Below are 23,876 nucleotides of genomic sequence, written 5' to 3' on the forward strand. Positions count from 1 at the left end.
GACCGCAGTTCCCGGTAGCTTATTTCGTCAGCCTCAAGTTGACAGTACCGTGCTGCGGCAGGCAAATTAGATTTCAATGCCGCTTCATTGGGATCACCGGAGTCAGGTAACCCCAATGAGCCACCGATCGGGGCCCAATCCGCATGGAACGGAGAACCGCTGAGGCCGTAGTCTTCGGAAGGCGTGACAACTCCGAGCCGCAACCGTCTCCAAGGGTTCGCTCCGATGTGCTGGAGGGGTGCCGATGGCCCATCTTCCGAAGACGTTTCTGGCCGCGACAGGCCTTCTCGTGGTCACATGCACCCTTGCCGCGCTCTCCGATCCTCTACCGCCCGATGCCAGTTACCGACCACTTCCGGCGCTGCCCTTCTCGGCCGTGAAAACGGCGGACGAGGCGCAGAAGCCACAGGTCACGCAGCGGCAGAGCGATCTGCTCAACGAGCGCTACGATCTCTCCGATCGGCCCGTTCCGGGCATGATGATGTCCGGCGGCCGGAAGCCCGTCCAGGGCAGCGTGCGGGTTAAGCTTCCCGCCGGCGTCACGTGGGACAGCCTGGCCGGCATGGCCCCCGACCAGATCCGGCAGAGAGGCCTCCTGCCGGCGGGCTTCATGCCGCTGCCGCACGTCAAGCAGCCGACTGGCGGGCAGGTCTTCCCGCAGGCCCAGATCGATGAGATCGGCCGGCAGGAGGGGCGCAATCTGCGACGTTTCGACGTCGACTTCGACCTTCCGGATCGCTTCACGCCGGAGTTCCCGCCGCCGATCTTCCTCACGACGCATCCTGAGCTGGGCGACGTCTCACGGGGGCAATTGCTCACGATCAGGAACTACTATGAACTCATGGTCGGTGTGCTGACGCCGGTGCAGATCGAGGGGCTCCGTCTCCTGCTGACCCCATTCCCGCAGGAGGAGTTCAACCAGACCGAGGACCGCAAGGTCGCCGAGCAGAGTCTCGGCGTCACCTGTCTCGACTGCCATTCCAACTTCCACACCAACGCCGCATTCCATCAAACACCCGATGTCCGCCCGCAGGCGGCCCGCTTCCGCCTCGACACGGTCAGCCTTCGCGGGGTGTTCAACCAGCAGATCCACGGATCGAAGCGATCCTTGCGCTCGATCGAGGACTTCACCCAGTTCGAGCAGCGCACGGCCTACTTCAACGGCGACCATGTCAGCGCCCAACGCAAGGGGATCAACCGACCCGACCGTGTCGATCAGGTCCCGATGATGGCGCAGATGCAGAACATCATCGATTTTCCACCGGCCCCGAAGCTGGATCCGTTCGGGCGTCTCGATCCGGCCAAGGCGACCGAGCAGGAACTGGCGGGCGAGCAGGTCTTCTTCGGCAAGGGGCGTTGCGCCGAGTGCCATGTCGCCCAGACGTCGTTCATGGACAACAACATGCACGATCTCAAGCTGGAGCGGTTCTATCAAATCGGGCAGACGGTCAACGGCCTGGTGATGCTCCCCGATGGGCCGATCAAGACGATGACCCTGCGCGGTATCAAGGATTCCCCGCCGTATCTCCACGACGGGCGCTTGCCGACGCTCGCCGATACGGTCGAGTTCTTCAACCTGGTGCTCGGCGTGAAGCTGAGCCAGGCGGAAAAGGACAACCTGGTTGCCTATCTGATGACCTTGTGAGGGTCGGTGGCGATTACTGCCGACCGGCCGCGGCCCGCTCTTGCCTGGCCGAGCCTGGGAGAATCCCCGATGCGCCGTCTCGTTTCCGTCTCAATGCTCCTCCTGTTGCCCGTAGCTTCAGTCTGCGCTCAGACCGGCAATCCGGCCGGCATGCTGCCGGGTACGTCGCAGACGGCCCCGGGCACCCCTGCCCCTCGGCAGACCAACCAGCAGGATCGGCTGTTCGTCGATCAGGCATCCATCGGGGGCATGGTAGAGGTCGAGTTCGGCCGCATGGCGGAGCGCAAGAGCCAGAACGATGCCGTCAAGGACTTCGCCCGGCACATGGTCCAGGATCACATGAAGGCCAACGACCAACTGGCGGATCTCGCCAAACAGAGCGGTGTTCCTCGAGCCGGTTCGCTGGACGACGAGCACCGGGCGGTGCAGATGAACCTGGAGAAGCTGTCAGGCCATCCATTCGACCTCGCGTATGTCGACGGGCAGGTGCAGGACCATCAGAAAACCGCACAACTTCTCGAGTGGGAGATCGGGTCGGGAGAGGAGATGGCGCTCAAGCAATTTGCCTCCGAGACCCTGCCGATCATCCTCCATCATCTCCAGATGGCTCAGGATCTCAAGGCCCAGTTGGCAGGAGCCGGGTTGCAAGGGGTGTCTGCGAGCACCACGGATACGGGAGCACGTTCTGTTCAGCCGGGACAATAGCCAGCGGCCAAGTGACAGGCGTTCAAAGCAGCCATCGCGCGAACCAGTACGAGCCCCGGATTGGCACATTAATCCGGGCGGCGCGCCTGGTGCCGAACAACCACCAGAATAATAATTCTGAACATTAACGGCCTGAAGCGGTTGACGCGGTCATGGCGAGCCGGCCCGCAGGCCGGACCGTCGCATATGGCGCTAACGGAGAGCACCACGGACAAGGACGGCACCGTGGGCATCGCGAACCTTGCTGGCCGCACGCCGCCGCGTTGCCGCGATGCAACCCGGCCCCGTCCCTGACCAGATCCTTCCTGCACTCCATCGCCTGCAAAGGACTCCGACATGACCGACATCCATCACCCCGACACGCCGCGAAATCGCGGCGACCACGTGGCTCCCCACACGAGCCCGGTCACGCCGTCCGAGGACGCCCGCACCATCATGCTGGTGATGTCACGGTAACTTTTGGTCAGAGGCTTCTGCCCTACGAGCTGTGGCATGACCAAGCCCATCAGCTACAAGCGCCATCGTTTTCCACCCCAGATCATCGCCCATGCCGTTTGGTTGTACTTCCGGTTTCCTCTGAGCCTGCGGCTCGTGGAGGAAATGTTGCTGGAGCGCGGCATCGTCGTCTCCTATGAGACGATCCGGCGATGGGGCAAGAAGTTCGGTCCGGAGTATGCTCGGCGCCTCCGGCGCAAGCCGCCACGCCCGGCTGACATTTGGCACCTGGATGAAGTAGTCATCAGCATCGCGGGCAGGAAGCACTGGCTGTGGCGCGCCGTCGACCAGGACGGCTATGTCCTCGATGAAATTGTCCAGACGCGTCGGGACACCAAGGCGGCCAAGCGCCTGCTGACCCGGCTGATGAAGAAGCAGGGCATAGCGCCCAAGCGCATCATCACCGACAAGCTGTCCTCATACGGAGCGGCCAGGCGCCAAGTCATGCCGAGGGTCGAGCACCGATCCCACAAGGGCTTGAACAACAGGGCTGAGAATTCGCATCTCCCGCTGAGGAAGCGGGAGAGAATGATGCAGGGCTTTCGGTCTGTCGGAGGTTTGCAGCGGTTCACCTCGGTCTTTTCAGCTGCCAGAAACCTGTTCGTTCCGCCCCGCTCGCACCAGTCTGCCCTCGCCACCCACCTCCACCGCCTACAAGCCATGGCGGCATGGAAAGCCGTGGCGGGCGTGCTCGCCTGAAATCAACAACGCAGGGCTTATCGCGGGCTCCTCAGGTTACCGTGACATCACCCATGGCGCCGATGCATCGGGAGCGGTCCTGTTCCGCAAGAAGCTGCGGCGTCACCAGGTGCTCACCTTCTTTGCCGGCCAACCGTCCTGTACGGTGGCGATGGAGGCCTGCGGCAGCGCTCACCATTGGGCCCGCGAGATCGGCAAGCTGGGTCATCGTGTGCGACTGATCCCACCCGCTTATGTGAAGCCCTTTGTGAAGCGCCAGAAGAACGATGCGACGGATGCCGAGGCGATCTGCGAGGCGGCCCAGCGCCCGACCATGCGCTTTGTGGTGCCCAAGAGTGAGGAAGCCCAGGCTGCAGCTCTCGTGTTCCGGGCCCGCGATCTCCTATTGCGCCAGCAGACGCAGGTGATCAATGCCTTGCGTAGTCACTTAGCCGAGTTCGGCATCGTCGTAGCCAAAGGGCCGATCCATGTCGCTCAACTCGTGCAAGTTTTGGAGGATCCTGCCGAGCCGGTACCGGAGCTTGCTCGACCGAGACGGCAAGGTTGTTACTGAACGGTTACAGTGATGATGCGGCTGCAGTTGTAGCACTGCGGAGCTGAGCCGTATGAGGCGCATCCTCCTCGGACCTTGATCTGTCGCAAGAGGTTCGAGTATCCCATCGCCAAACGCTGAGGCAAAAGCCCATCGGTTGCGTGGCTGAGATTGAGATGGTGCCTGCTAGCTAAAAAGAGCGTCGATATCGTCCTGCGACTGGCGTTCCGGGTCGTCATCCATGGCGGGCCCATTCAAAAGTGCCTTGTCACCCTGTCTCTCTGGGAACGCGAACGCCCCCACGTCATGGAAGCTATCCAGGCCACCCCAGATCTGCACCATCTGGGTCACTCGCTCCTCGATGAAGCGCATCGAATGAACCACCTTGCTGATGCGCTGGCCGGTGATGTCCTGGAAGTTGCAGGCCTCAAAGATCGTGATCACCCTGTCATTGATTGCCTGGACCTTCTCGGCTGCGCCCTCTGACACGTGCGAAGCGAGAGCTCCGGACATTTCGAAGATCTCTTCGGCAGCGGTGAGAATGGTATTGGTCGCCGCTTCAGTGCCGCTGACCACGGCTCCGAGTTCGTCGGTGACGCTGGTCACTTCACCCACTCCGGGACTGACGGAGCGGAGGGTTGCGATTTCTTGCTTGGTACGCTGGATCGACTCGGAGATTGCATCCAGCTCTTCCTTCAGCTTGAGGGCCTCACGAAGGTCGCTCTTGATCTGATCGAGAAGCGCTTTGGATGCCCCGCTGTTCGGCTCAAGGGCTGCGTGAAGAGAGACAATGCCTCTCATGACCTCGGCATGCCGCCGGGCGGCGATCGATTCACGGGATTTGCCCAACTCGGCGACGGCTAACGGCTGGAACGAGGGACTGAGATTGGCTGACATAGGGTATTACTCGCCGAATACAGCGGAAATCTTGGCCTTGAGCGTCTCGGCGTTGAACGGCTTGACGATGTAGTTGTTGACGCCGGCCTGCTTGGCAGCAACCACGTTCTCCGTCTTGGCCTCGGCCGTGATCATGATGAACGGCAGGCTGTTCAACGCCTCGTCGGCCCGCACCTTCTGCAGCAGCTCGTAGCCGGTCATCGGGGCCATGTTCCAGTCGGAGATCACGAGGCCGTACTTCTTCTCCTTGAGCTTGTCAAAGGCTTCGGTCCCGTCCTTTGCCTCGTCGACATCGGTGAAGCCGATCTGCTTCAGGAGGTTTTTGATGATCCGGATCATCGTCTGGTAATCATCGACGACAAGCACGGGAATGGAAAGATCAAGCGCCACGATATCTGACCTTAAACCTTATTGAATTCGAGATTCGATTAGCTGGTTTCGCTAGGCGGCCTTCGCCTCTGTGGCGAAGTTCAGGGCTGCGTCGACATCCAGCACGATCAGCAGCCGGCCCTCGAGCTGGTAGACACCCTGTGATAGCTTGGCCCAGCGGGGCGAGAGATGGACCGGGTTGGGCTGCATGAGCGCGGGATCAAGCTTGAGCACCTCGCCGACATCGTCGACCAAGAGACCATAGGCTTCGCCCTTGTGCTCGAGGCCAACAGCCATGCGGCGCTCGCTGGCCAGGGCGTCCGGCAGTCCGAGACGGCGGCGCAGCGAGATGGCTGTCACAACTCGGCCGCGGAGGTTGAGGAGCCCCGCGATCTCTGGTGAGCCCAGCGGGACCGAGGCGATCTCGCTGGCGACGAACACATCATGGACGCGGTGAATCGGCAGGCCGAGCATCTGACCGGCCACCATGACCGTGGGGTACTCCATGCTCCCGAGAAGGGACGGTGAATCATCGGAGGCAGCGACTGTGGCGAGTTTCATGATCAGGCAGCCTTTGCAACAGCGTTGGTGAGTTCGGAGAGGGCCGAGAGCAGGCCACGGCGGTCGAACTTGGTGACGAGCTCCGCGACATCATGCTGACGGGCCAGGGCGATCTGCCGCGGATCCGGCTTCACGGTCAGGCCGATCACCGGAAGGTGCCCATAGCGGGAGGAGGCCCGGAGCTTGCCAATGAGATCGAACGCAGCGCCAGCCTCATCGATTTCGCTGACCATTACGTCGATCGCGACCCCGGAGGAGAGGACCTGCAGGGCTTCCGTCATCGTGCTTGCGGTATGCACCTTGTAGCCGGACGTCTTCAGGACAGGCACGAGCATATCGCGGAAGAACGCGGAGCCATCCATCAGCAGGAGGGATTGGGCCGCCCCCGAAGGCGCCGTTGAACGCAGCCAGGATTCCGTCACGAGCGGCAGGTAGTGGGCGACATTGACCACTTCGGTGGCACGGCCCCGGATCACGGCCGAGCCGATCAGGTCGGGACGGTCGGCAATAAGCTCGATGTTGAGGTGATCCTCGACAATGTCGACGATCTCCGCCACGGCTAGGCCAAGGGTGAGATCGCCGTCAGAGAACACGATCAGCGCCTGGGTGCCCTCGCGCTTGATCGACAGAGCCTCATCGCACGGGATGATCGGCATCAGCTTGCCGCGATACTGCAGCAAGGGCCGCCCGCCGTTCGACTCGATGGTCGTGGCATCGATGACTTCCAGACGGGTGACCAGGGACAAGGGCAGTGCCTTCAGAGCTGTACCGCCCCCCCGGAAGACGAGCATCGTTGTGGGTCCGTCTTCGTTTCGACCGCTTGAATCCTGGGCCACATCAATACCGAACTGGTCGCCGTCCTCACTCGAGCCGACCATTTTGGCGAGCCCGTTGGGATCGACGATCAGCACCACCGTTCCGTCGCCCAGGATGGTGTTGCCGGAGAACAGCTGGATGTGGCGCAGCTTCGAGGACATCGGCTTCACGACGATCTCCTCGGTGTGGAACACGCCATCGACCATGATGCCGAAGCGCTGACGCCCGACCTGGGTGACGACGATGAAGCCTTCGGTGGCGTCCTCGTCCGCGGCCAGTCCCATGACTTTCGCGAGCGGCACGATGGGCAGAAGGCGGTCACGCAGACGCAGGACGGGCGTGCCGTTGATGCGCTCAATCGCATTCTCGGAGCCGGTGCCGACCCGGACCAGTTCCTGCACGGCCACCTGGGGAATGGCGAAACGCTGGTCCGTGGAGGCGACGATCAGGGCCGCGACAATCGCCAGGGTCAGCGGGATCTTGATCGTGAAGGTGGTGCCCCTGCCCTGCTCCGAGCGGATGTCCACGGTCCCGCCGATCAATTCGATGTTGGTCTTGACCACATCCATGCCGACGCCGCGGCCGGACACCGCCGTCACCGCGGCCGCGGTGGAGAAGCCCGGATGGAAGATGAACCTGGCGACCTGGATGTCGCTCATGCGCTCCACTTCCGCCTCGCTGGCGATGCCACGCTCGACGGCCTTCTTGCGGATGGCCCCGTGATTGAGGCCCTTGCCATCGTCGGAGATCTCGATCGTGATCGAGCCGCCCTCGTGATAGGCGTTGAGGCGGATGGTGCCTTTCTCGGGCTTGCCAGCAGCCTTACGCTCGGCCGGGCTCTCGATGCCATGATCCGCCGAGTTGCGGACCATATGGGTGAGCGGGTCCTTGATGACCTCCAACACCTGCCGGTCGAGCTCGGTTTCGGCTCCCAGCATGACCAGATCGATCTTCTTATCGAGTTCGGTGGAGAGATCGCGCACCACGCGCGGCAGCTTCTGCCAGGCATTGCCGATCGGCTGCATGCGGGTCTTCATCACCCCGTCCTGCAACTCGGCGGTTACTTGTGACAGCCGCTGTAGCGGCACCTTGTAGCCGTGGTCCTCGGACGTCCGTCGGGAGATTTCGAGCAATTGGTTGCGGGTCAGCACCAGCTCGGACACCATAGTCATCAGGTGCTCGAGGGTGTCGACGCTGACGCGAATACTCTGTGCCTTGGCAGAGGCGTTCTCGCCCTCACTGGTCTCGGCGACATCGGTGGACGTCTTGGTGGCCACAGGCTGCTGGTCAGCCTGTGCGGGAGTGGGTTCAAGCTTCTTCGGGCCGGGCGCGTCCCGGAAGGCGCGTTCGAGTTCGTCCAGAGAGACTTCTCCGGGCTTCAGCGCCCGTTCCAAGACCTGATAGGTCATCGTGCCGACCGTCGAGACAGTTTCGGGACCAGGGGCCTCCTGGAAAGCGCGCTCCAGGTCATCAAGCGACACTTCGCCGGGTTTGAGTTCACGCTCCAGGACCTGAGAGGCCAGGGTGCCGACGCTCTGCGCCTTGGCGGCGACGGGAGTAGGATTAGGAGCACCCGGCTCCTGCGATGCCATCTTCTCCAGAGTGTTGATCAGATCGCGGTCTGACCCCTCCGGCTCGGTGCCATTCCGCTCCAGTTCGCCCAGGATTTCCTTGATGCGGTCGAGGGTGGCGAGGATCAGCGACACAGCCTCGGTCGTCACCGGCAGGCCATCCCGGAACTGGCCCATCAGGGTCTCGGCGGCGTGCGCCAGGGCTTCCAGGCGGGGCAGCCCCAGGAATCCGCAGGTTCCCTTGATGGTGTGGACCAGACGGAAGATGTTGCTCAGGATCGCCTGGTTGTTCGGGTCCTGCTCGAAGCGGACCATCTCCACGTCGACGGTTTCGAGGTGTTCGCTGGTCTCGGTGAGAAACTCAAGAAGGAGATCGTCCATAATAACGAGCAGCCTTTGTTACGCATGGTACCGGTTGGGGCACCGGGATACGGCGCCCCGTTGAATGGCTTAGGCGGCCTTGACGCCGGACAGGAAGGCATCGACCTCCTGGCCGAGGCTGTCCGAATGACGCGCCAGCTCCTGGGCGGCGCCAAGAACCTGTGAGGCCGCAGCCCCAGTCTCACCGGCCCCCTGACGCACATCGGCAATGTTGCCGGTGACCATCTCGGTGCCGCGGGCCGCCTCCTGCACGTTGCGGGCAATCTCGGAGGTGGCCGCGCCCTGCTCTTCCATGGCCGCCGCAATCACGGTCGAAATGTTCGACATCTCCGAGATTATCTTGGCGATGCTCTGAATCGCACCGACGGATTCGTGCGTGGCCTGCTGGATCGCGGCGATCTGGGCCGAGATCTCGTCGGTAGCCTTGGCGGTCTGGCTCGCCAGCTCCTTCACCTCTGATGCCACGACCGCGAAGCCCTTGCCGGCTTCACCGGCACGCGCCGCCTCAATGGTAGCATTGAGCGCCAGGAGATTGGTTTGACCGGCGATATTGTTGATCAGCTGGATCACGGTGCCGATCTTCTCGGCCGTGGAGGCGAGCGTCTGCACGGTGGTGTCGGTGCGCCGGGCCTCCTCGACCGCCTGGCTGGCAATCCGGGAGGATTCGGCCACCTGGCCGGCAATCTCGCGGATCGAGATGGACAACTCTTCCGTGGCAGCCGCCACGGTCTGCACGTTGGCCGAGGTCTGCTCGGCAGCCGAGGCCACGGTGACGGTCTGGCCGTTGGTCCGGTCGGCCACCTGCGCCATGGACTGTGCGGTCGCTTCCATTTCGGTCGCGGCAGAAGCCAGGCCTTGGGTGAGAGCCGAGACATTGGATTCGAACCGTTTGGTGAGTTGGTCGAGAACCTGAGCCCGGCGCATTTTTGCCTCAGCCTCCGTGGTGGCAGCTTCGTCGGCCGCCTTCTTGGCGATGAGCGCGTCCTTGAAGATCTGGACCGCACCGGCCATCGCGCCGATCTCGTCCTTGCGCTTGATGTCGGTGACTGCGACGCTCGTATCCCCCTGAGCAAGGGTCTTCATCGTTCCGGTCATGCGGACAATCGGAAGCGAGAGCGAGCGGGCAGCGAACCACGCTCCGATGAGCGCCAGGAGGAGAAAGCCCGCCCCCATCACCAGCATGAGCGTCCGCGCGTCCAGCGCCCCTGCAACCATGGCGTTACTCGGAACGGAGACCGACAGAACCCAATGGTCGGTCACACCGGGAAACGTGACCTTGATCACGGCCCGGTAGACATCTGCTCCCGACGCATCCTTCACGACCGTGTCCGCGATACCGTCCGCTCCCTCTCGCGAGAGCAGATCGGTGGTGATCTTGTCGTCAACCGGCTTGCTGACGAGGTTGGCGTCGGAGTTGGCGAGCCACCGATTTCCGGATCCGATCAGGCCAACGGTTCCGGCACCGAAGGGCCTCAGCTTCCCGATGACCTCGGAGATTTCCGTCAAGGCCATATCGGCCGTAATGACCCCGATCGGCTTATTGTGGCGGCGCACGACTGCGGCCACCGAGGACATCCGCACATCCTTTCCATTCACCGGAACCACGACGGCGGGGGTGATTACCGTGCGGTCTTCACGGAGAGTCTTGGTGTACCACTCCGCAATCGCGGCCAGGTCGGCCATCGAGGTGATTTCAAGGGCGACCTCGTGTTCCGACTTCCAGAAGAAATACGGAGCAAAACGTCCGGTCGCATCGGAGTATTTGTGGGTCTTGAACTCGTCGTCCCTGCCGTCGACGGCGTTCGGCTCGAAGACCAGCGTCATGCCGAGGAGGTTCGGCTGCGCCGCAACGGCTTTGGCCACGACCTCTCCGATCTGATCGCGATCAGGGTCGCCGCCGGAAGCTAGGGCCCCAATGGCCGCTGCCGAAACGGTCGCTGCCGAAACCGCGCGCCCAAACTGGGCCTGAATCTCGCCCTTGTATTGACGCAGGAGGGTACGGGCGGCTTCGGTCGCATCCGTCCGGCTCGAGTTCATCATGACCTGAGAACCGACGAATGTCAGCGTCGCGCAGGCTGCCACAAATCCCACGCCTGCCTGAAGTAGGACGCGGCTTCGAATTGAACGCAATGTGAGTGTCATTTTAAAATCTCCAAAGCCCGGTAGGGCAAATTCTTGATTAAGTGTCAGACGAGGAATTGGACGTCAGGATCGCCAACGCCCGGAATTCATCATCAGGCGGCCTTGACGCCGGACAGGAAGGCATCGACCTCCTGGCCGAGGCTGTCCGAATGACGCGCCAGCTCCTGGGCGGCGCCAAGAACCTGTGAGGCCGCAGCCCCAGTCTCACCGGCCCCCTGACGCACATCGGCAATGTTGCCGGTGACCATCTCGGTGCCGCGGGCCGCCTCCTGCACGTTGCGGGCAATCTCGGAGGTGGCCGCGCCCTGCTCTTCCATGGCCGCCGCAATCACGGTCGAAATGTTCGACATCTCCGAGATCGTCTTGGCGATGCTCTGAATCGCACCGACGGATTCGTGCGTGGCCTGCTGGATCGCGGCGATCTGGGCCGAGATCTCGTCGGTAGCCTTGGCGGTCTGGCTCGCCAGCTCCTTCACCTCTGATGCCACGACCGCGAAGCCCTTGCCGGCTTCACCGGCACGCGCCGCCTCAATGGTAGCATTGAGCGCCAGGAGATTGGTTTGACCGGCGATATTGTTGATCAGCTGGATCACGGTGCCGATCTTCTCGGCCGTGGAGGCGAGCGTCTGCACGGTGGTGTCGGTGCGCCGGGCTTCCTCGACCGCCTGGCTGGCAATCCGGGAGGATTCGGCCACCTGGCCGGCGATCTCGCGGATCGAGATCGAGAGCTCCTCAGTCGCGGCCGCCACGGTCTGCACGTTGGCCGAGGTCTGCTCCGCGGCAGAAGCCACGGTGACGGTCTGGTTGTTGGTCTGGTCGGCCACCTGCGCCATGGACTGTGCGGTCGCTTCCATTTCGGTCGCGGCAGAAGCCAGGCCTTGGGTGAGAGCCGAGACATTGGCCTCGAACCGCTTGGTGAGTTGGTCGAGAACCTGAGCCCGGCGCATTTTTGCCTCAGCCTCCGTGGTGGCAGCTTCGTCGGCAGCCTTCTTGGCGATCATGGCCTCTTTGAACACCTGAACGGCATCGGCAATGGTTCCAAGCTCGGTCTTCTCGCCGCGCATCGGAATGACCACAGAGAGGTCCCCTTCCGCGAGCCTGCCCATAGGGGTGGTGAGGAAGCTGATACCGGAGGAGATCGAACGGATAATCAGGAGGGCGATCCCAATAGATGCAAAGGCCGCAACAATGATGCCTCCGAGCACAAGCATACGGGTAAAGCTCTCCGTCTCCTCGGCCCGATCGCCGGCCGCCTCGGAGCCATTCACGTTCATGTCTACGATCTTAGCCAGTGTATCGGCTGCGGCGAACGCTAAGGGGCGAGCTTTCTGATTCCAGTATTCAATCGCCTTCTCAGTCTCGTTCTTACGCGAATGATTGAGCACAACCTGAGCTTCCGGGATAAAGCTCGCCCACTTCCGCGAGAACTCCTCGTAGAGGCTCTGCTCCTCTTTCGAGGCGGTTAACTTCTCGTAGGTTTGCCGGATCTCACTGATCGTTACAGTGAGTTTTTCAAGGTCAGCTTCGATCTGCGGGACGACCCTCTCGTCCGTGGTGGTAAGGTGGCGCAGAACAGCAGCACGGTAGTCGCTGGCTGCAGTGTTCAAAGCTCCCGCCCACCGTACGCTCGGGAGCCAACGATCCTTGATCTCGCTCATGCTGGCGCCCATGCCTTGAGTTCCATTGAGTGAGACGAGGCCAAGGACAAGGGTTACAATAGTGAGGAAGGAGAATGCTCCAATCAGCTTGGAGCGGATGGACAGGGAAGTGATGAGATTAGGATTGTTGGGAGTACGCATGGTTTTCTGTGGCCAGCCCGCAACGCCGCGGGAAGCTCATGTCCGACGACGTGAAGTATTCAGGCACGCCAGCAATCAGCCTTTAATATTAACAGATTGTAACCTTAGGAAAGCGCCTTCAGATGCTGAGCGGAATTAGCTCAATCACAAGCACAAGGACGACGCTCTCTGAGATTGTGAGCTGTTTTGGCTCAAGGCTAGTGCAGATCAGACTTATTGGCTAACCGAAGCCAGCCGGCAGGGTCGAACTCAACCCCTGCGGCAACCAAGGTCTTAGACAGCTTCGCGAGAGTCGATTCTGCTACATTGGAGCGGCCAGTGTTCTCCTCGATCCGCTTGATTGAGGACACTGAAACGCCGGACATCTCTGCCAGTTCACGGACCGACAAATTCAAGAGCCCTCGAGCAGCCCTCACCTGCGCTCCGGTAGGATAACCATTATGTGGGTGGCCTCCATTTGGATGATATCCCCCATTGCAGATGCCCGAGGTCGATCCAATCTCGCTCGAAACTCCAACCCACTCTCGTACGAGGCCATCTTCATCACGGACTGGAGCGGCGCGTGCCCGAAAAAACTTGTAGGTCGAATTTCTATCACGAATACGGTGGTCGCTGCTGAACTCCGTCGATGACTCAACCGCGCGCTGCCATGCCATGCGCGTGCGTTCCTGGTCTTCAGGATGAACCGCATTCAGCCAATTCAGCTCTGCTGCTTCCACAGCGGATCGTCCGACCCTTGAGCTCGGATTGCGACCACCAAGTCCGGTGACCTGTCCAAGAGCGTTAGCGAACCAGACCTTGCCTGAGATTAGTTCATACAGTGCCGTCTGACGCCGGAGCAGCTGCTCTAATTGCCCTCGAAGTAAGCGAGCTTCAGCTTCAACTTTCTTGTGCCGTCCGATTTCAAAGGAGACCCCGGTCAGGCTTACGGTACCGGTGAACGGATTGGGCACAAATGCTCCACGGATGCCAATCCAAGACGCCTGGCCGGATTTTCTCTTGAGCCGAAACTCATGTTCGAGTGGCGCCTTGTTTTCCGCAGCCAATTTCCACGTCGAAACGAGTTGCGCTCGGTCGTGAGGATGAACTTGGTCGAGCACATCTTTAAATGGAAGGACCTCAAGCCTGTAATCGGTCAAGCGGCCCATCCTGGTCAGGAGATCTGATTGTGGATCCCACTCCCAAATGGAAACATGCCCCGCTTCAAGAGCGGTCCGCAGCCGAGCTTCGCTTAGGCGCAGAGCGCGCTCGTGCTTACGTTGGTCGTCGATATCTGAGATTTTACCGACCCACTCCTTGATCGATCCATCCTCATTTCTCAATGGCACGCCAGCGGCATGAACCCAACGGTACTCGCCGTTGGTACGCCTGATGCGGAAACTGAGCTCTGCGGCGGTTCCGGCCCGAAGCGTTTCCTCCCAAACAGCTTTGACAGTTGCAATATCGTCCGCATGGATGGCATTGAGCCAACCAAAGCCCTGAATCTCATCCACGGTTTGACCCGTATATGACGACCAGAACGAGGCCTCTCTGATCGTACCATCAGGCGCAGCACTCCACTCCGCAACGGAAGTGGCACGGACGAGCGCGCTATATTTTTCCTCCCGATATCTGAGTTGACTCAGCGCTACGTACTTTTCGGTGACATCGATTGTCACTCCGGCAGCCCACGATGGCCGTCCGTCGGGAGCGGCAAAGATTTCTGCTTGGCAATATAACCAACGGGTCTCGCCATCGGCACGCAGGATCCGAAACTCCTGGTCCAGGTATTGTTCTGAATTTCGGTCGGGAGAATAGACAAGGCCGACGTGCGGACGATCCGCGGGATGAACCAAGCCCATAAAGAGCTGGAGATTAGGTTTGATGCTATGCGGCTCCAGTCCAAGCAGTCGGAAAATACCATCAGACCAAGTCATCAAGCCCGATTTGAAATCCCACTCCCAGTGGCCAATACGGCTATGCTTCACAATTCCAAGAATCCAACCAGCGATTCCGGCTGTGATTACATTCATAGTTGAATGGGAGCAATGGGGTGCGACGATAGGACTTGCCGCCCACAGTGTAGGCATTCGGGCTTAGGCTCAGGCATTGCCAAGTGATTGAGCGCAGAGGGCGTCAACGGCTCTGTGCTCTTATTCCGGCACTTCTCTATTCGGCGGTTTGAGGTCAAGCGCTTTCAGGCCTTCCACATTCCCGATGTTTGACGTCACTTGCGGGCCCTTGCTTCTCTTCGGGATCAGCTCTGTGGCTCTCCCAGTATGGGATCAGAAGAATGAGGCAGCCCAATCTGTTGCGCGTTCTGATCGCGCAAAACGCGACCGACACAAGGGTTCTGTTGCAGTTCCTGACGCAGGCTGATCGCGGTCCGGACGAGGTCTCAAGTTAGGCAGCGGCGCTGAACAGAGCAGCAATAAAGTCGTGCTGAGCGCCCATATCATTCGCTGGTGCGCTGACAACCTGTCCCTTGCGGATCATTGCCATAGCCTCATAGCCGGCAATCGTCCGCGAGGCGGACGTGAAGCTCTTGAAGCCCAGCCCTGGCCTGACGAGCCGCTTGATGCGCCGGTGATCCTGCTCGACGATATTATTCAGAAATTTCACCTGTCGGAGTTTGGCGAAACGCCAAAGCGTCCTCTCCTGCTTCATGGCTCTTGTCGCAATGGGGTAAGCGGCGTTCTTGTCGACCGTAATGGTCCGCGGATTAACCGTGTGGGGCTGCTTCAGCGCTTTCCGAAAGAAGCGTCTTGCCGCGGCGGCGTCCCGCTTAGGGGAGAGCAGGAAGTCGATGGTTTGTCCGCGAGCATCGACGGCGCGGTAGAGATACACCCACTTCCCCTTCACTCGGATATATGTTTCGTCGACCCGCCAGGAACCGTTCGTCATACGAAGATGCGGACGGATGCGCTTCTCCAACTCCGGTGCATAGGCCTGGATCCACCGAAACAGGGTGGTGTGATCGACCTGAACGCCTCGATCGGCGAACATGCGCTCCAGATCGCGGTAGCTGATCGGGAACTGCAGATACCAGCGCAGCGCCCACAGAATGATTTCCGCCGTAAACTGCCGACCCTTGAACGGGTTCTTGTTATTCTGCTTCACCGAAAACCCCCTCGCACCGCCCGCACGTCATAGTCCAGGCAAGAAGACCTTCAAAGCTGCAACAGAACCCTCTGGAGGCGGGCCGGGTGCACGGCCCCGCCTGGTGGTGGCCGCCCACATGATCAGCGCCACCGGCGGGCATGCGGACGCACCGGGCATGTTCCCCTGCCGCTGCCGCCTGGGCTTGTCGAGGGTCGCCGACTCGCCGGGCAGGATCCGAGAGCTCGTCCGCATGGAGCACGCGTTCGGCGGCGACTGGATCAAGACCATGAACACCGGCGGCTACATGAGTTTCGGCGATGACCCGGCCAAGGTGACGTGGTTCGAGGACGAGATGCAGTGCCTCGCGCAGACGGCCCAACAGCTCGATCTGCCCCTGGCTGTCCATACGGGCGCCGCGGAAGGGTGCAAGCAGGCCCTGCGCGCCGGGGCGCGCAGTGTGGAGCATTGCTACCTGATCGACGACGAGGGCATCGCGATGGCGGAGCAGGCCGGGGCGTTTCTCGTCCCCACCATGCAGATGACGCGCGAGGACAAGGAGCTGCTGCAAGCCGGGCAGTTGCCCCAACAGGCTGTCTGGAAGTTCCGCCGCGACGTGGATGCAATCGAGGCGGCGCAACAACGTATTGTCCGTAGCGCGGTGAAGGTCGCCTATGGCACGGACTGCGGCATGTTCCCGTTCAGCCATGGCATCCTCGAGTTTCAGGCGATGGTGGCCGCCGGGCTGTCGCCGGCGCGCGCGCTCAAGGCAGCGACCAGTGTTGCCGCCGAGCTTCTGCAGCGCGACGAGCTCGGGAGCCTCGCGCCGGGCAAGCAGGCGGACATTGTCGCCATGCCCGGTGATCCGCTGGCCGACATCTCGATCACGACGACGGTGGACTTCGTGATGAAGGCCAGCCGCGTCTATCGGCATGGATCCTACGACATCCTGCAATGAGCGTCCGGTGCTGAGCGCGACGTGGTCGAGGTGACGCAGGGCGCCTGCAGGAACTGCTCGGGCCGCCATCCGGCGCCGGCGATCCATCTATGGTCGCGCCGATAAGGTTATGCCGTATGGACAGTCGGAGGGAATAGCCGCGCTGAAGCAGGCGGGCGTTCCCGCCGTGTTGATCCTGCTTCCCAACGCCGGCCATAGCCCTGCCGACAAGTCAATCGGTGCTGGGCGGTGAGCGCCCGCCGTGAAGATGATGCGGCCCTACAGCAGAGGCGACAGAAGCCGGGCGACAGAGTCCCGCAATCGGAGCAACCCGGAGCGGCGCTGATACTCCGCCGGATCGAACTGCTAACAATCGCCGAGATCCCGTTCGAACGCAGCCTCCAGTTCCTGGGCGAGCCGCGCGTCGTAGATCACGGCGTTGAGCTCGTAGTTGATGCTGAAGCTGCGGATGTCGAGGTTGGCCGAGCCGATGGAGCAGACCTCGCCATCGATGCTGAGCGTCTTGGCATGCAGGTAGCCTTTCCCATACATGTGGACCCGGGCTCCGGCGGCCGCGACCTCGGCCAGGTAGGTGTTCGCGGCCCAGTACGGCGTCTGGTTCAGTCCTTCGCCGCGGTCGCTCACCATCACATCGACCACAATTCCGGCCAGTGCCGCCGCCCTGAGCGCCTCCGCGATGGTGGCATCAAGGATGAAGAAGGGCGTCTGCAGCCGCACGCGGTGCTGGGCCGCCATGATGATGGCGAAGTAGAGCTGGCGGATGGCGCGCCATTCCGAGTCCGGACCCGAGGTCAGGATCTGAACCGGCGCATAAGCGTCGCCTGCGCGTGGCTCCTCCGTTGTTGAGGGGGGCCCCTCATTCGCGAGCGATGGAAATCGGTCCGGCGTGAAGAGATCCTCGGCGGTCGCGTTGTACCAGTCGACGAGGAACACCACTTGCAGCACCGCCGCCGCCTCCCCCTCGAGGCGCACCTGGGTGTCGCGCCACCTGTCGAAGCTGGGGCCGCCGTCAAGATGCTCCTGACCGATGTTCATGCCGCCCGTGTAGCCGACCCGCCCGTCGATGACGGCAATCTTGCGGTGGTTGCGATAGGAGATCGTATGGAGCCAGTAAAGCGCCGACACGGGCGCCCATTGCACGCCGCCTCGGCTGAGCTCGCGTTTGTAGCGCCGGGTGAGGCGGAACAGGGATCCGAACGGGTCGTAGAGCAGGCGCACCTCGACGCCCTGGGCCACCCGCTCGATCAGGATCGCCTTGAGCTCGCGGGTGAACGCGTCGTCGGCCCAAGTGTAGAACTGCAGGTAGATGCTCCGCTGCGCCGTCCTCAGGTCCTCCATCAGGTGCGGGTAGAACGTAGACGCGTCCTGCTGGATGGCGACCCGGTTGCGCGTGGTCAGGACGGAATGGGAGTTGCGCCGCACTAGCGACATGAGCCGCCTGCGAACCGGGCTCTGCGTCTCGAGCCGGCTGATCTCGGCATCCTGCCCTGCGAGGAGCTGCTCGATCAGGGGAGCGGCGGTTCCGTGCAGGTTCTGACGCGCGAGCTTGCTCTGCCGACTGAACGCCTTGCGGTCGCGTCCGAACAGGACGTAGATGCCTAGTCCGATAATAGGCAAGGTCAGAAACAGCAGGATCCAGGCGAGTGTCGCCTGTGGGCGCCGGTTCTCCAGCAGGATGAAGATGCCGGTAAGAAGCGCATAGGCCGCGAAGAACCAGCCAATGGCCGCGGTCCAGGTCATTCCGTTCTCATTCTCCCACTGGGCAGCGGGCACAATCCCCTTTGCGGTCGCGGGTTGCCGGCGCAACGGGGCTTGCTCCAAGCAGCACGCGGAGACAACGCCGCGAACAAGGAAACGGTCGGAGCCGTTTCGACCGAGAGGACCCGGTGGTCGCCATCCGCCGCCCCGACGGCAAGGTCAAGCGGCTTCCTCAGCCTTGCGGCTTGTCCGGTTCGACAACCACGTTAGGCGGCTCGCCGCCAGGGTCGCTCCCGAGAACGTCGCGGAGCTCGCCCTCGGACGTTTCCGTGTGAAGCGTCCTGACCCGTGTCCTCGACCCGCCCTCGGCAGCCTCCTCGCTTGCGACGGTGGTGACCGCCGCCGGGTCAATGAGGCCGAGCTTGGCGGCATGATCCGCGATCGCCGAGCTGTCCGCGGCCAGAACGAGGCTGCTGCCGGCCGCCGCGACTGCCTTCGCCAGCTCCTCGATTTCCTTGATCCTCCTCGACCCGTGCGACACGTTGCGGATATAGACGGCAAGCACCCGGCCCGGGTTCTCGTCGACGACTTGGCGATAGCCCTCGGGATCCCGCTGCCCGCTGTCGCCGATTAGCACGAAGGGCAGCTCATGGTAGAGGGCGAGCATCCGACGGATCAACTCGCGCTTGTGGTCCTCGGCCCTGCGCGGCAGCGGACTCGTCCAGGAGACACCCCATTCGCGCAGGAACAGGATCGGGCCGACCGGAATGGCATGCCGGGTGAAGAACTCGTCGAGCACCTCGTAGATGCCCCATGGGGCACGCGAGACGTAAAGCATGGGGTTGGCCTCATCGCCGGAGGCGCCCGCGTGCAGGGCCCGGTAGAGGGCAGCAACCCCGGGGAAGGCCGTGCGGCTCTCGGCATCCTCGACGAACAGGCGCCAGAGCATCTTGAGCTTGTTCGCGACGCCCGTCTTCACGACAGTGTCGTCGATGTCGCTGATCACCACAAAGCGGTAGTGTTCCGGCGGAATGAACACCTGGCCCTCCGCCCGAACCGGAAGCGGGCGTTCGAGGATCAGATGCACGACGTGCCACAGACGGTTCGGGGGCGGCCGGTCACGGGGGCGAAGGTGGATGCGGAAGTAGCCATCTCGATCCGTAGAGACCTGCTGCTGCGTGCCGCCGAATTCAGCGGTGACGGCCACTCCGGGAACCGCACGGCGCGAGATGCGTCGGCCGATATCCCGCAGCTGATGGATCAGGGAATCGTCGGCGCCGCGATGGGGTCGGGACTGGCGGAATACACGGCCGATCATGAAGATCTCGTCTCGGGAGCCATAGCCCCGGTTGGTCTTCATCACGACGCCGTGCTCGCCCTGCGCAACGCGGACAGTCCGGGCGACGATCCTCAGGATCCGGGTGGCCGCCCGGTCCCACCTCGAGAACAGGCTATCCAGGCTCATGAGAGACGCCTTCCATCCGCACCGCCCCGGAGGGCCATAGTTCATCCGGCCGGTCCATGGCCGACCGCCCTCGCCTTTCGCCACCACTCCGCCCAGAGTTCCGGCATGACCTCGTCATTTCCACGGAAAAGAGCTGCGACGGTGTCCGCAACAGCGTCCTCCGCGTCCGACAAGACTGCGCGCCGGACCTCCAGCGCCCTGAGCGGATCCTCAGGGTTCTCGGGCACCAGCAGGGTCCGCCATCTCAGCCTCTCGGCAAGGTAGTCCCGGAAGATCGCCTCCGGGTCCCGCCCGCCGAAGTGTCCCGCCGGATAGGCAACGGCCAGGCCCGTCCACATCTCGACGAGAAGATCGATCATTCGTGCGATGGCCTCGTCGTGTTTATCCGCTGTGAGATTGTGAGGTTGCTTGCGCTCCTGCGCATAGGCGGCGGCAAGCCGCGTCGGCAGATCTCGCGCGAAGGCAGTGAGCTTGCTCCAGTCGATGACCTGTGAGTGTTCGGACGGTGAGCCTGGCATGGATTACTCCTGTTCGCGATGTTCAGCGGCCGGCGCCGTGCGGATCCAATCGGGCGAGGGTCTCACGGCCGCCGTCAGGAAGGCGGCACCCGCAGACAGCGCATCCTGACCGGGCGTGCCTCCCGAATCTCCTGCATCAGCCGCAGCCGGGGCGGCTACTTGGATCCCTGGTACGCGACCCGGAAGATCGTGCCGTTGGCGTCGTCGCTGACCAGCAGGGCGCCGTCACGCGCGACGGCGATACCGGCGGGCCGGCCCCAAACCGTTTTTGCATCCAGCACGAATCCGGTCATGAAGTCCTCGTACACGCCGGTCGGCTTTCCGTCCTTCATGCGGGCGCGGATTACCTTGTACCCGGTCCTTTCCTCCCGGTTCCAAGAGCCGTGCATCGTGGCGAAGGCATCGCCGCGGTACTCGGCCGGGAATGCGTCCGCGTCGTAGAAGACGAGCTGGAGCGTGGACGAATGCGCCTGGAGCAGGACATCGGGCACGAGCACCTTGTCCTTCAGGTCGGGGCGCTCACCGGCATGGGCCGGGTCCTCGTTGCCGCCCGTGTAGTACCACGGCCAGCCATAAAAGCCGCCCCTCTGCACGCTGGTCAGGAAATCGGGCACCAGATTGGCGCCGAGGTGATCGCGCTCATTGCCCGTGCACCACAAGGTGTCGCTGCCCGGCTGCACGGCCATGCCGGAGCAGTTGCGCAGGCCGGTCGCAAAATTGCGGACGCTCTCGCCTTCCGGGTCGAACACGCGCACCACGGCCCGGTTCTCTTCGTCGCCCCAGGCGGCGCCGACCCCGTGCGTCTTTTCGAACGCCTTGATCTCTTCAGGTGTCTTCTTCGGCATGTCGGGGGCGACATTGGTCGACGAGCCGATCGAAACGAAGAGGCGTTGGCCGTCGCGCGAGACCGCCAGGTCGCGCGTCCAGTGCCGCTTGGTCGGAATGTCGGGAATGATGACCTGGGCCGGCCCGGTCGCCCTGCGATCGCCGAGCCGGTACGGGAAGCGCACGACCTGGTTGGTCGCCCCCACATAGACATAGCGGGGCTCGGCCGGCGGATAGAACACGATGCCGAAGGGCTTCTGGATCCCCTCGGCGAAGACCTCGGGCTTTGCCGGCCCACCCTTGGCCGCGTCGGCAGAAAAGACCAGGACGCGTCCGCTGCCGCTCTCGGCCACGAAGATGTCGCCGTTTGGGGCGATCCGGATGACCCTGGGCTGGTTCAGATCCCGGGCGAACACCTGGACCTTGAAGCCCTCCGGCACGGCCGGCAGCTTGTCTTCCGGAGCCGGGACAACGTTGGCCATGTTCTCGAAGTCCGGTGCTTCGGGGTCGTTCTGGGCAAGGCTCGGCGGCGGCAGGTCGGTGGGCCTGATGTGCCGGCTGACGCCAGGGGCGTCCCTCTCCCAGGTGCCGAAGGCGTCGGCGCCGGTCCGCACCTCCTGGGCGTGTACAGGTGCCAGCAACGTGAACGCCAGTGGAAGACTCGTCAGGATCATCGGTGCGCGCATCACTGCCTCCCGAAAAGGCTCCCCGGCCCGGTGCTGACAAACGGGAACCATTAAACTTGGTTCCGCGATCGGCGCCACGCCATGAGGCCATCCCAGTTGGTAAGAACTGATATTTGGCGGCAGGTCCATTCTGGAACAGACCCTCTTCCGGCTTCGTTGACCGGTGGGCGTGGGAGATCAACTCACAGGCTCGATAGTGGCGGTTCCGCCGCTCCCCTTGCATGCCCTGGAGCATGACCATGAATCCGCACACAATTGCCAGGGCCGTGGTTCTTTGTGCAGTAGGCAGCTTTGCATATGCGCAGACCGCACCCACGACCACGTCTCCCGCCCAGCCCTCGACGGCTACGCAGCCGGGCGGGGCCTCGGGCATTCAGATGGGCGACGCCGCGCCTCCCGTGATTGTTCGTTTCGTGAGCATAAAGCCGGCCGATACTCTGTCCTCGAGGCTCGTCGGAACAACTGTCTACAACAATCAGAACGAATCGGTTGGTGAGATCGAGGATCTTGTCATCGAAAACGGAAAGACCATCACCGGGGTGGTTGTCAGCGCCGGCGGTTTCCTGGGGATGGGCGAGCACTACGTCCTGATCGAACCATCGAGCATTGTACTGAGCCAGAAGGACGGCTCGATGAAGGCTTTCATCAACACAACCAAAGAGACCCTGAAGGGCGCCCCGGCGTTCAACTATACGAAAAAGAAATCGTAAAGCTGGACGGGCCAGAGTGGCAGGCTGGCTCTATTCGTTTTCAACGGCGCCGTCGGCCCGCAAAGTCGAGGCGGCGCCGACGGCGGCGAGCTAAGATACCTATCGCTCCTCGGGCGCAACGAGCCGTCTGGTAAGCCACAAGCAGGCGCCGAAATAGACGACGCCTATGGGCGCCCACATAAGAAGTCCGGCGAGTTGCTGGTCATCGAGGGGGCAACTCCCATGGCGAAGTCTATGCACTTGCTGACCCGGCACCGGCTCAAGACGGTGCATGCGGTGCGGATGACCGCGGCGAGCCTCGCCGCCTTAGTCTTGGCCCACCCCCTTGGGCTTTCGGGAGGGCTCTGGGCCGTGATCACCGCGATCATTGTGACCCAGAGCAACGTCGGCAGCTCGCTCAAGGTCGCCTTCGACCAGTTTGTGGGATCGCTCATCAGTGCCGTTTACGCCACTGCCATCGTTCTCGCGATCGCACCGGATGATCTGCTCTCGAGCACGGTCGCATTGGTCCTCGCCCTGGCGCCAATGACAATCCTGGCGGCCTTCTCGGCGGGTTTTCGGATCGCGCCGATCACGGGTGCCATCATTCTCCTGGGGGGCGCGGGCTCGCCGGCGGGCCCGCTCGGGTTCGCGGCCGGCCGCATGATGGAGGTTGGCTTGGGGTGTGGGGTCGGGATCCTGGTCTCGGTCCTCATCGTACCCGCCCAGGCATCCCGCTTGGTTCTCGAGGCCGCCACCGAGATCGCAAATCTCATGGCCCGGGAACTCGAAGCGCTTGCGTCTGGGAGCAAGGCAAGCCAAGCGGAGGTCAGCCCTCTCGCCGTGAGGATCCGCGAAAGCTTACACCGCCTCGAGACATTGGTGGACGAGGCCACACGCGAAAGACGGAGTTTGCTGACCAATGCCCCTGACGAAGAGCCCCTGCTCCGGACGTTGGGACGATTGCGCCACGATCTTGGAATGCTTCGCCGCGCGGTGCGGGACTTGGGACGCGACCCGCTACCCGGGCGCGCGACCGAAGCCTGGCGATCCGCTGCGGAGGCCGGCGCCGCAAGCTTGAGGCAGGTCGGCCAGACGCTGACTGGCCCGCAACTCCCTGAGGACACCGGCAGTTTGGCCACGGCCGTGCGCGCCTACAGGGCCACTCTCGACGACATGCGACGGATAGGCCTGACGCGGTCATTGTCGACGGCGGCTCTCGGCCGACTCTTCGGGATCGGGTTCGCACTCGAGCAGTTTCGACGCGATTTGGACGACTTGATCGAGCGCTCCAGAGAGATTTCCGGCTCGCACAACGAGCCAGTACGGGATCGATGATCCGCAAGC

Annotated in this window: 18 protein-coding genes and 1 pseudogene; 7 read left to right on the top strand and 12 right to left on the bottom strand. The window is 62.5% G+C overall.

Going from position 1 to position 23,876, the window contains the following annotated elements; genetic code table 11:
* Positions 1-244: 244 nt before the first annotated feature.
* From RE429_RS30305 to RE429_RS30320, 4 genes and pseudogenes are all read left to right on the top strand, one after another.
* Complete coding sequence (locus RE429_RS30305) at positions 245-1,645, top strand: cytochrome B6 (RefSeq protein WP_414476003.1); 1,401 nt, start codon at positions 245-247, stop codon at positions 1,643-1,645.
* A gap of 69 nt (positions 1,646-1,714) precedes the next feature.
* On the top strand, positions 1,715-2,350 hold the full coding sequence (locus RE429_RS30310; protein WP_414476004.1) for a DUF4142 domain-containing protein: 636 nt from the start codon (positions 1,715-1,717) through the stop codon (positions 2,348-2,350).
* Positions 2,351-2,842: 492 nt separating this feature from the next.
* Positions 2,843-3,544: an IS6 family transposase gene (locus tag RE429_RS30315; protein ID WP_414476005.1), complete on the top strand. Its 702-nt coding sequence runs from the start codon at positions 2,843-2,845 to the stop codon at positions 3,542-3,544.
* Between the two features lies 1 nt (position 3,545).
* Positions 3,546-4,073, top strand: a pseudogene (locus RE429_RS30320) (IS110 family transposase); the annotation flags it as partial.
* Between the two features lie 189 nt (positions 4,074-4,262).
* Here the strand turns inward: RE429_RS30320 and RE429_RS30325 are convergent.
* From RE429_RS30325 to RE429_RS30360, 8 genes are all read right to left on the bottom strand, one after another.
* Positions 4,263-4,973: a protein phosphatase CheZ gene (locus RE429_RS30325; protein ID WP_414476006.1), complete on the bottom strand. Its 711-nt coding sequence runs from the start codon at positions 4,971-4,973 to the stop codon at positions 4,263-4,265.
* 6 nt (positions 4,974-4,979) lie between these two features.
* Positions 4,980-5,363, bottom strand: a complete 384-nt coding sequence (locus RE429_RS30330) for a response regulator (protein ID WP_414476007.1) — start codon at positions 5,361-5,363, stop codon at positions 4,980-4,982.
* Between the two features lie 51 nt (positions 5,364-5,414).
* Complete coding sequence (locus RE429_RS30335) at positions 5,415-5,903, bottom strand: chemotaxis protein CheW (RefSeq protein WP_414476008.1); 489 nt, start codon at positions 5,901-5,903, stop codon at positions 5,415-5,417.
* Positions 5,904-5,905: 2 nt separating this feature from the next.
* The gene (locus RE429_RS30340; protein ID WP_414476009.1) at positions 5,906-8,671 is read right to left on the bottom strand and encodes a chemotaxis protein CheW; all 2,766 of its coding nucleotides are present in this window, start codon (positions 8,669-8,671) and stop codon (positions 5,906-5,908) included.
* A gap of 69 nt (positions 8,672-8,740) precedes the next feature.
* Positions 8,741-10,813 carry a methyl-accepting chemotaxis protein gene (locus RE429_RS30345; protein WP_414476010.1) on the bottom strand — a complete coding sequence of 691 codons (2,073 nt, stop codon included), beginning with the start codon at positions 10,811-10,813 and terminating at the stop codon, positions 8,741-8,743.
* A gap of 92 nt (positions 10,814-10,905) precedes the next feature.
* On the bottom strand, positions 10,906-12,612 hold the full coding sequence (locus RE429_RS30350; RefSeq protein ID WP_414476011.1) for a methyl-accepting chemotaxis protein: 1,707 nt from the start codon (positions 12,610-12,612) through the stop codon (positions 10,906-10,908).
* A 197-nt stretch (positions 12,613-12,809) separates the two neighbouring features.
* Positions 12,810-14,579, bottom strand: a complete 1,770-nt coding sequence (locus tag RE429_RS30355; RefSeq protein ID WP_414476013.1) for a PAS domain-containing protein — start codon at positions 14,577-14,579, stop codon at positions 12,810-12,812.
* A 415-nt stretch (positions 14,580-14,994) separates the two neighbouring features.
* Positions 14,995-15,711: an IS6 family transposase gene (locus RE429_RS30360; RefSeq protein WP_414476014.1), complete on the bottom strand. Its 717-nt coding sequence runs from the start codon at positions 15,709-15,711 to the stop codon at positions 14,995-14,997.
* A 118-nt stretch (positions 15,712-15,829) separates the two neighbouring features.
* On the opposite strand from RE429_RS30360, the gene RE429_RS30365 reads away from it, so the two are divergent.
* Complete coding sequence (locus RE429_RS30365) at positions 15,830-16,648, top strand: amidohydrolase family protein (protein WP_414476015.1); 819 nt, start codon at positions 15,830-15,832, stop codon at positions 16,646-16,648.
* A gap of 345 nt (positions 16,649-16,993) precedes the next feature.
* Here the strand turns inward: RE429_RS30365 and cls are convergent, their stop codons facing one another.
* The 4 genes from cls to RE429_RS30385 all read right to left on the bottom strand — a co-directional run bounded on the left by cls (position 16,994) and on the right by RE429_RS30385 (position 21,840).
* Positions 16,994-18,388 carry a cardiolipin synthase gene (gene cls / locus RE429_RS30370; RefSeq protein ID WP_414476016.1) on the bottom strand — a complete coding sequence of 465 codons (1,395 nt, stop codon included), beginning with the start codon at positions 18,386-18,388 and terminating at the stop codon, positions 16,994-16,996.
* A 190-nt stretch (positions 18,389-18,578) separates the two neighbouring features.
* Entirely contained in the window at positions 18,579-19,811 is a 1,233-nt protein-coding gene (locus RE429_RS30375; protein WP_414476017.1) for an App1 family protein, read from the bottom strand.
* A gap of 41 nt (positions 19,812-19,852) precedes the next feature.
* Positions 19,853-20,329 (bottom strand): hypothetical protein, encoded by a 477-nt coding sequence (locus RE429_RS30380; RefSeq protein ID WP_414476018.1) that lies wholly within the window; start codon positions 20,327-20,329, stop codon positions 19,853-19,855.
* A gap of 155 nt (positions 20,330-20,484) precedes the next feature.
* A complete protein-coding gene (locus RE429_RS30385) occupies positions 20,485-21,840 on the bottom strand; it encodes a PQQ-dependent sugar dehydrogenase (protein WP_414476019.1) in 1,356 nt (451 codons plus the stop codon).
* Between the two features lie 239 nt (positions 21,841-22,079).
* Between RE429_RS30385 and RE429_RS30390 the strand changes: the two genes are divergently transcribed.
* The gene (locus RE429_RS30390) at positions 22,080-22,550 is read left to right on the top strand and encodes a PRC-barrel domain-containing protein (RefSeq protein WP_414476020.1); all 471 of its coding nucleotides are present in this window, start codon (positions 22,080-22,082) and stop codon (positions 22,548-22,550) included.
* A 222-nt stretch (positions 22,551-22,772) separates the two neighbouring features.
* On the top strand, positions 22,773-23,867 hold the full coding sequence (locus RE429_RS30395; RefSeq protein WP_414476021.1) for an FUSC family protein: 1,095 nt from the start codon (positions 22,773-22,775) through the stop codon (positions 23,865-23,867).
* Positions 23,868-23,876: the final 9 nt, after the last annotated feature.

Origin of the sequence: Microvirga sp. M2, from assembly GCF_047497095.1 — a bacterium.
In the GTDB taxonomy this organism is placed as follows: Bacteria; Pseudomonadota; Alphaproteobacteria; order Rhizobiales; family Beijerinckiaceae; genus Microvirga.

Coding starts and splice junctions, on each gene's coding strand:
- RE429_RS30305 (WP_414476003.1), top strand. CDS start 245: ATGGCCCATCTTCCGAAGACGTTTCTGGCCGCGACAGGCCTTCTCGTG.
- RE429_RS30310 (WP_414476004.1), top strand. CDS start 1,715: ATGCGCCGTCTCGTTTCCGTCTCAATGCTCCTCCTGTTGCCCGTAGCT.
- RE429_RS30315 (WP_414476005.1), top strand. CDS start 2,843: ATGACCAAGCCCATCAGCTACAAGCGCCATCGTTTTCCACCCCAGATC.
- RE429_RS30325 (WP_414476006.1), bottom strand. CDS start 4,973: ATGTCAGCCAATCTCAGTCCCTCGTTCCAGCCGTTAGCCGTCGCCGAG.
- RE429_RS30335 (WP_414476008.1), bottom strand. CDS start 5,903: ATGAAACTCGCCACAGTCGCTGCCTCCGATGATTCACCGTCCCTTCTC.
- RE429_RS30340 (WP_414476009.1), bottom strand. CDS start 8,671: ATGGACGATCTCCTTCTTGAGTTTCTCACCGAGACCAGCGAACACCTC.
- RE429_RS30345 (WP_414476010.1), bottom strand. CDS start 10,813: ATGACACTCACATTGCGTTCAATTCGAAGCCGCGTCCTACTTCAGGCA.
- RE429_RS30350 (WP_414476011.1), bottom strand. CDS start 12,612: ATGCGTACTCCCAACAATCCTAATCTCATCACTTCCCTGTCCATCCGC.
- RE429_RS30365 (WP_414476015.1), top strand. CDS start 15,830: ATGATCAGCGCCACCGGCGGGCATGCGGACGCACCGGGCATGTTCCCC.
- cls (WP_414476016.1), bottom strand. CDS start 18,388: ATGACCTGGACCGCGGCCATTGGCTGGTTCTTCGCGGCCTATGCGCTT.
- RE429_RS30375 (WP_414476017.1), bottom strand. CDS start 19,811: ATGAGCCTGGATAGCCTGTTCTCGAGGTGGGACCGGGCGGCCACCCGG.
- RE429_RS30380 (WP_414476018.1), bottom strand. CDS start 20,329: ATGCCAGGCTCACCGTCCGAACACTCACAGGTCATCGACTGGAGCAAG.
- RE429_RS30385 (WP_414476019.1), bottom strand. CDS start 21,840: ATGCGCGCACCGATGATCCTGACGAGTCTTCCACTGGCGTTCACGTTG.
- RE429_RS30390 (WP_414476020.1), top strand. CDS start 22,080: ATGAATCCGCACACAATTGCCAGGGCCGTGGTTCTTTGTGCAGTAGGC.
- RE429_RS30395 (WP_414476021.1), top strand. CDS start 22,773: ATGGCGAAGTCTATGCACTTGCTGACCCGGCACCGGCTCAAGACGGTG.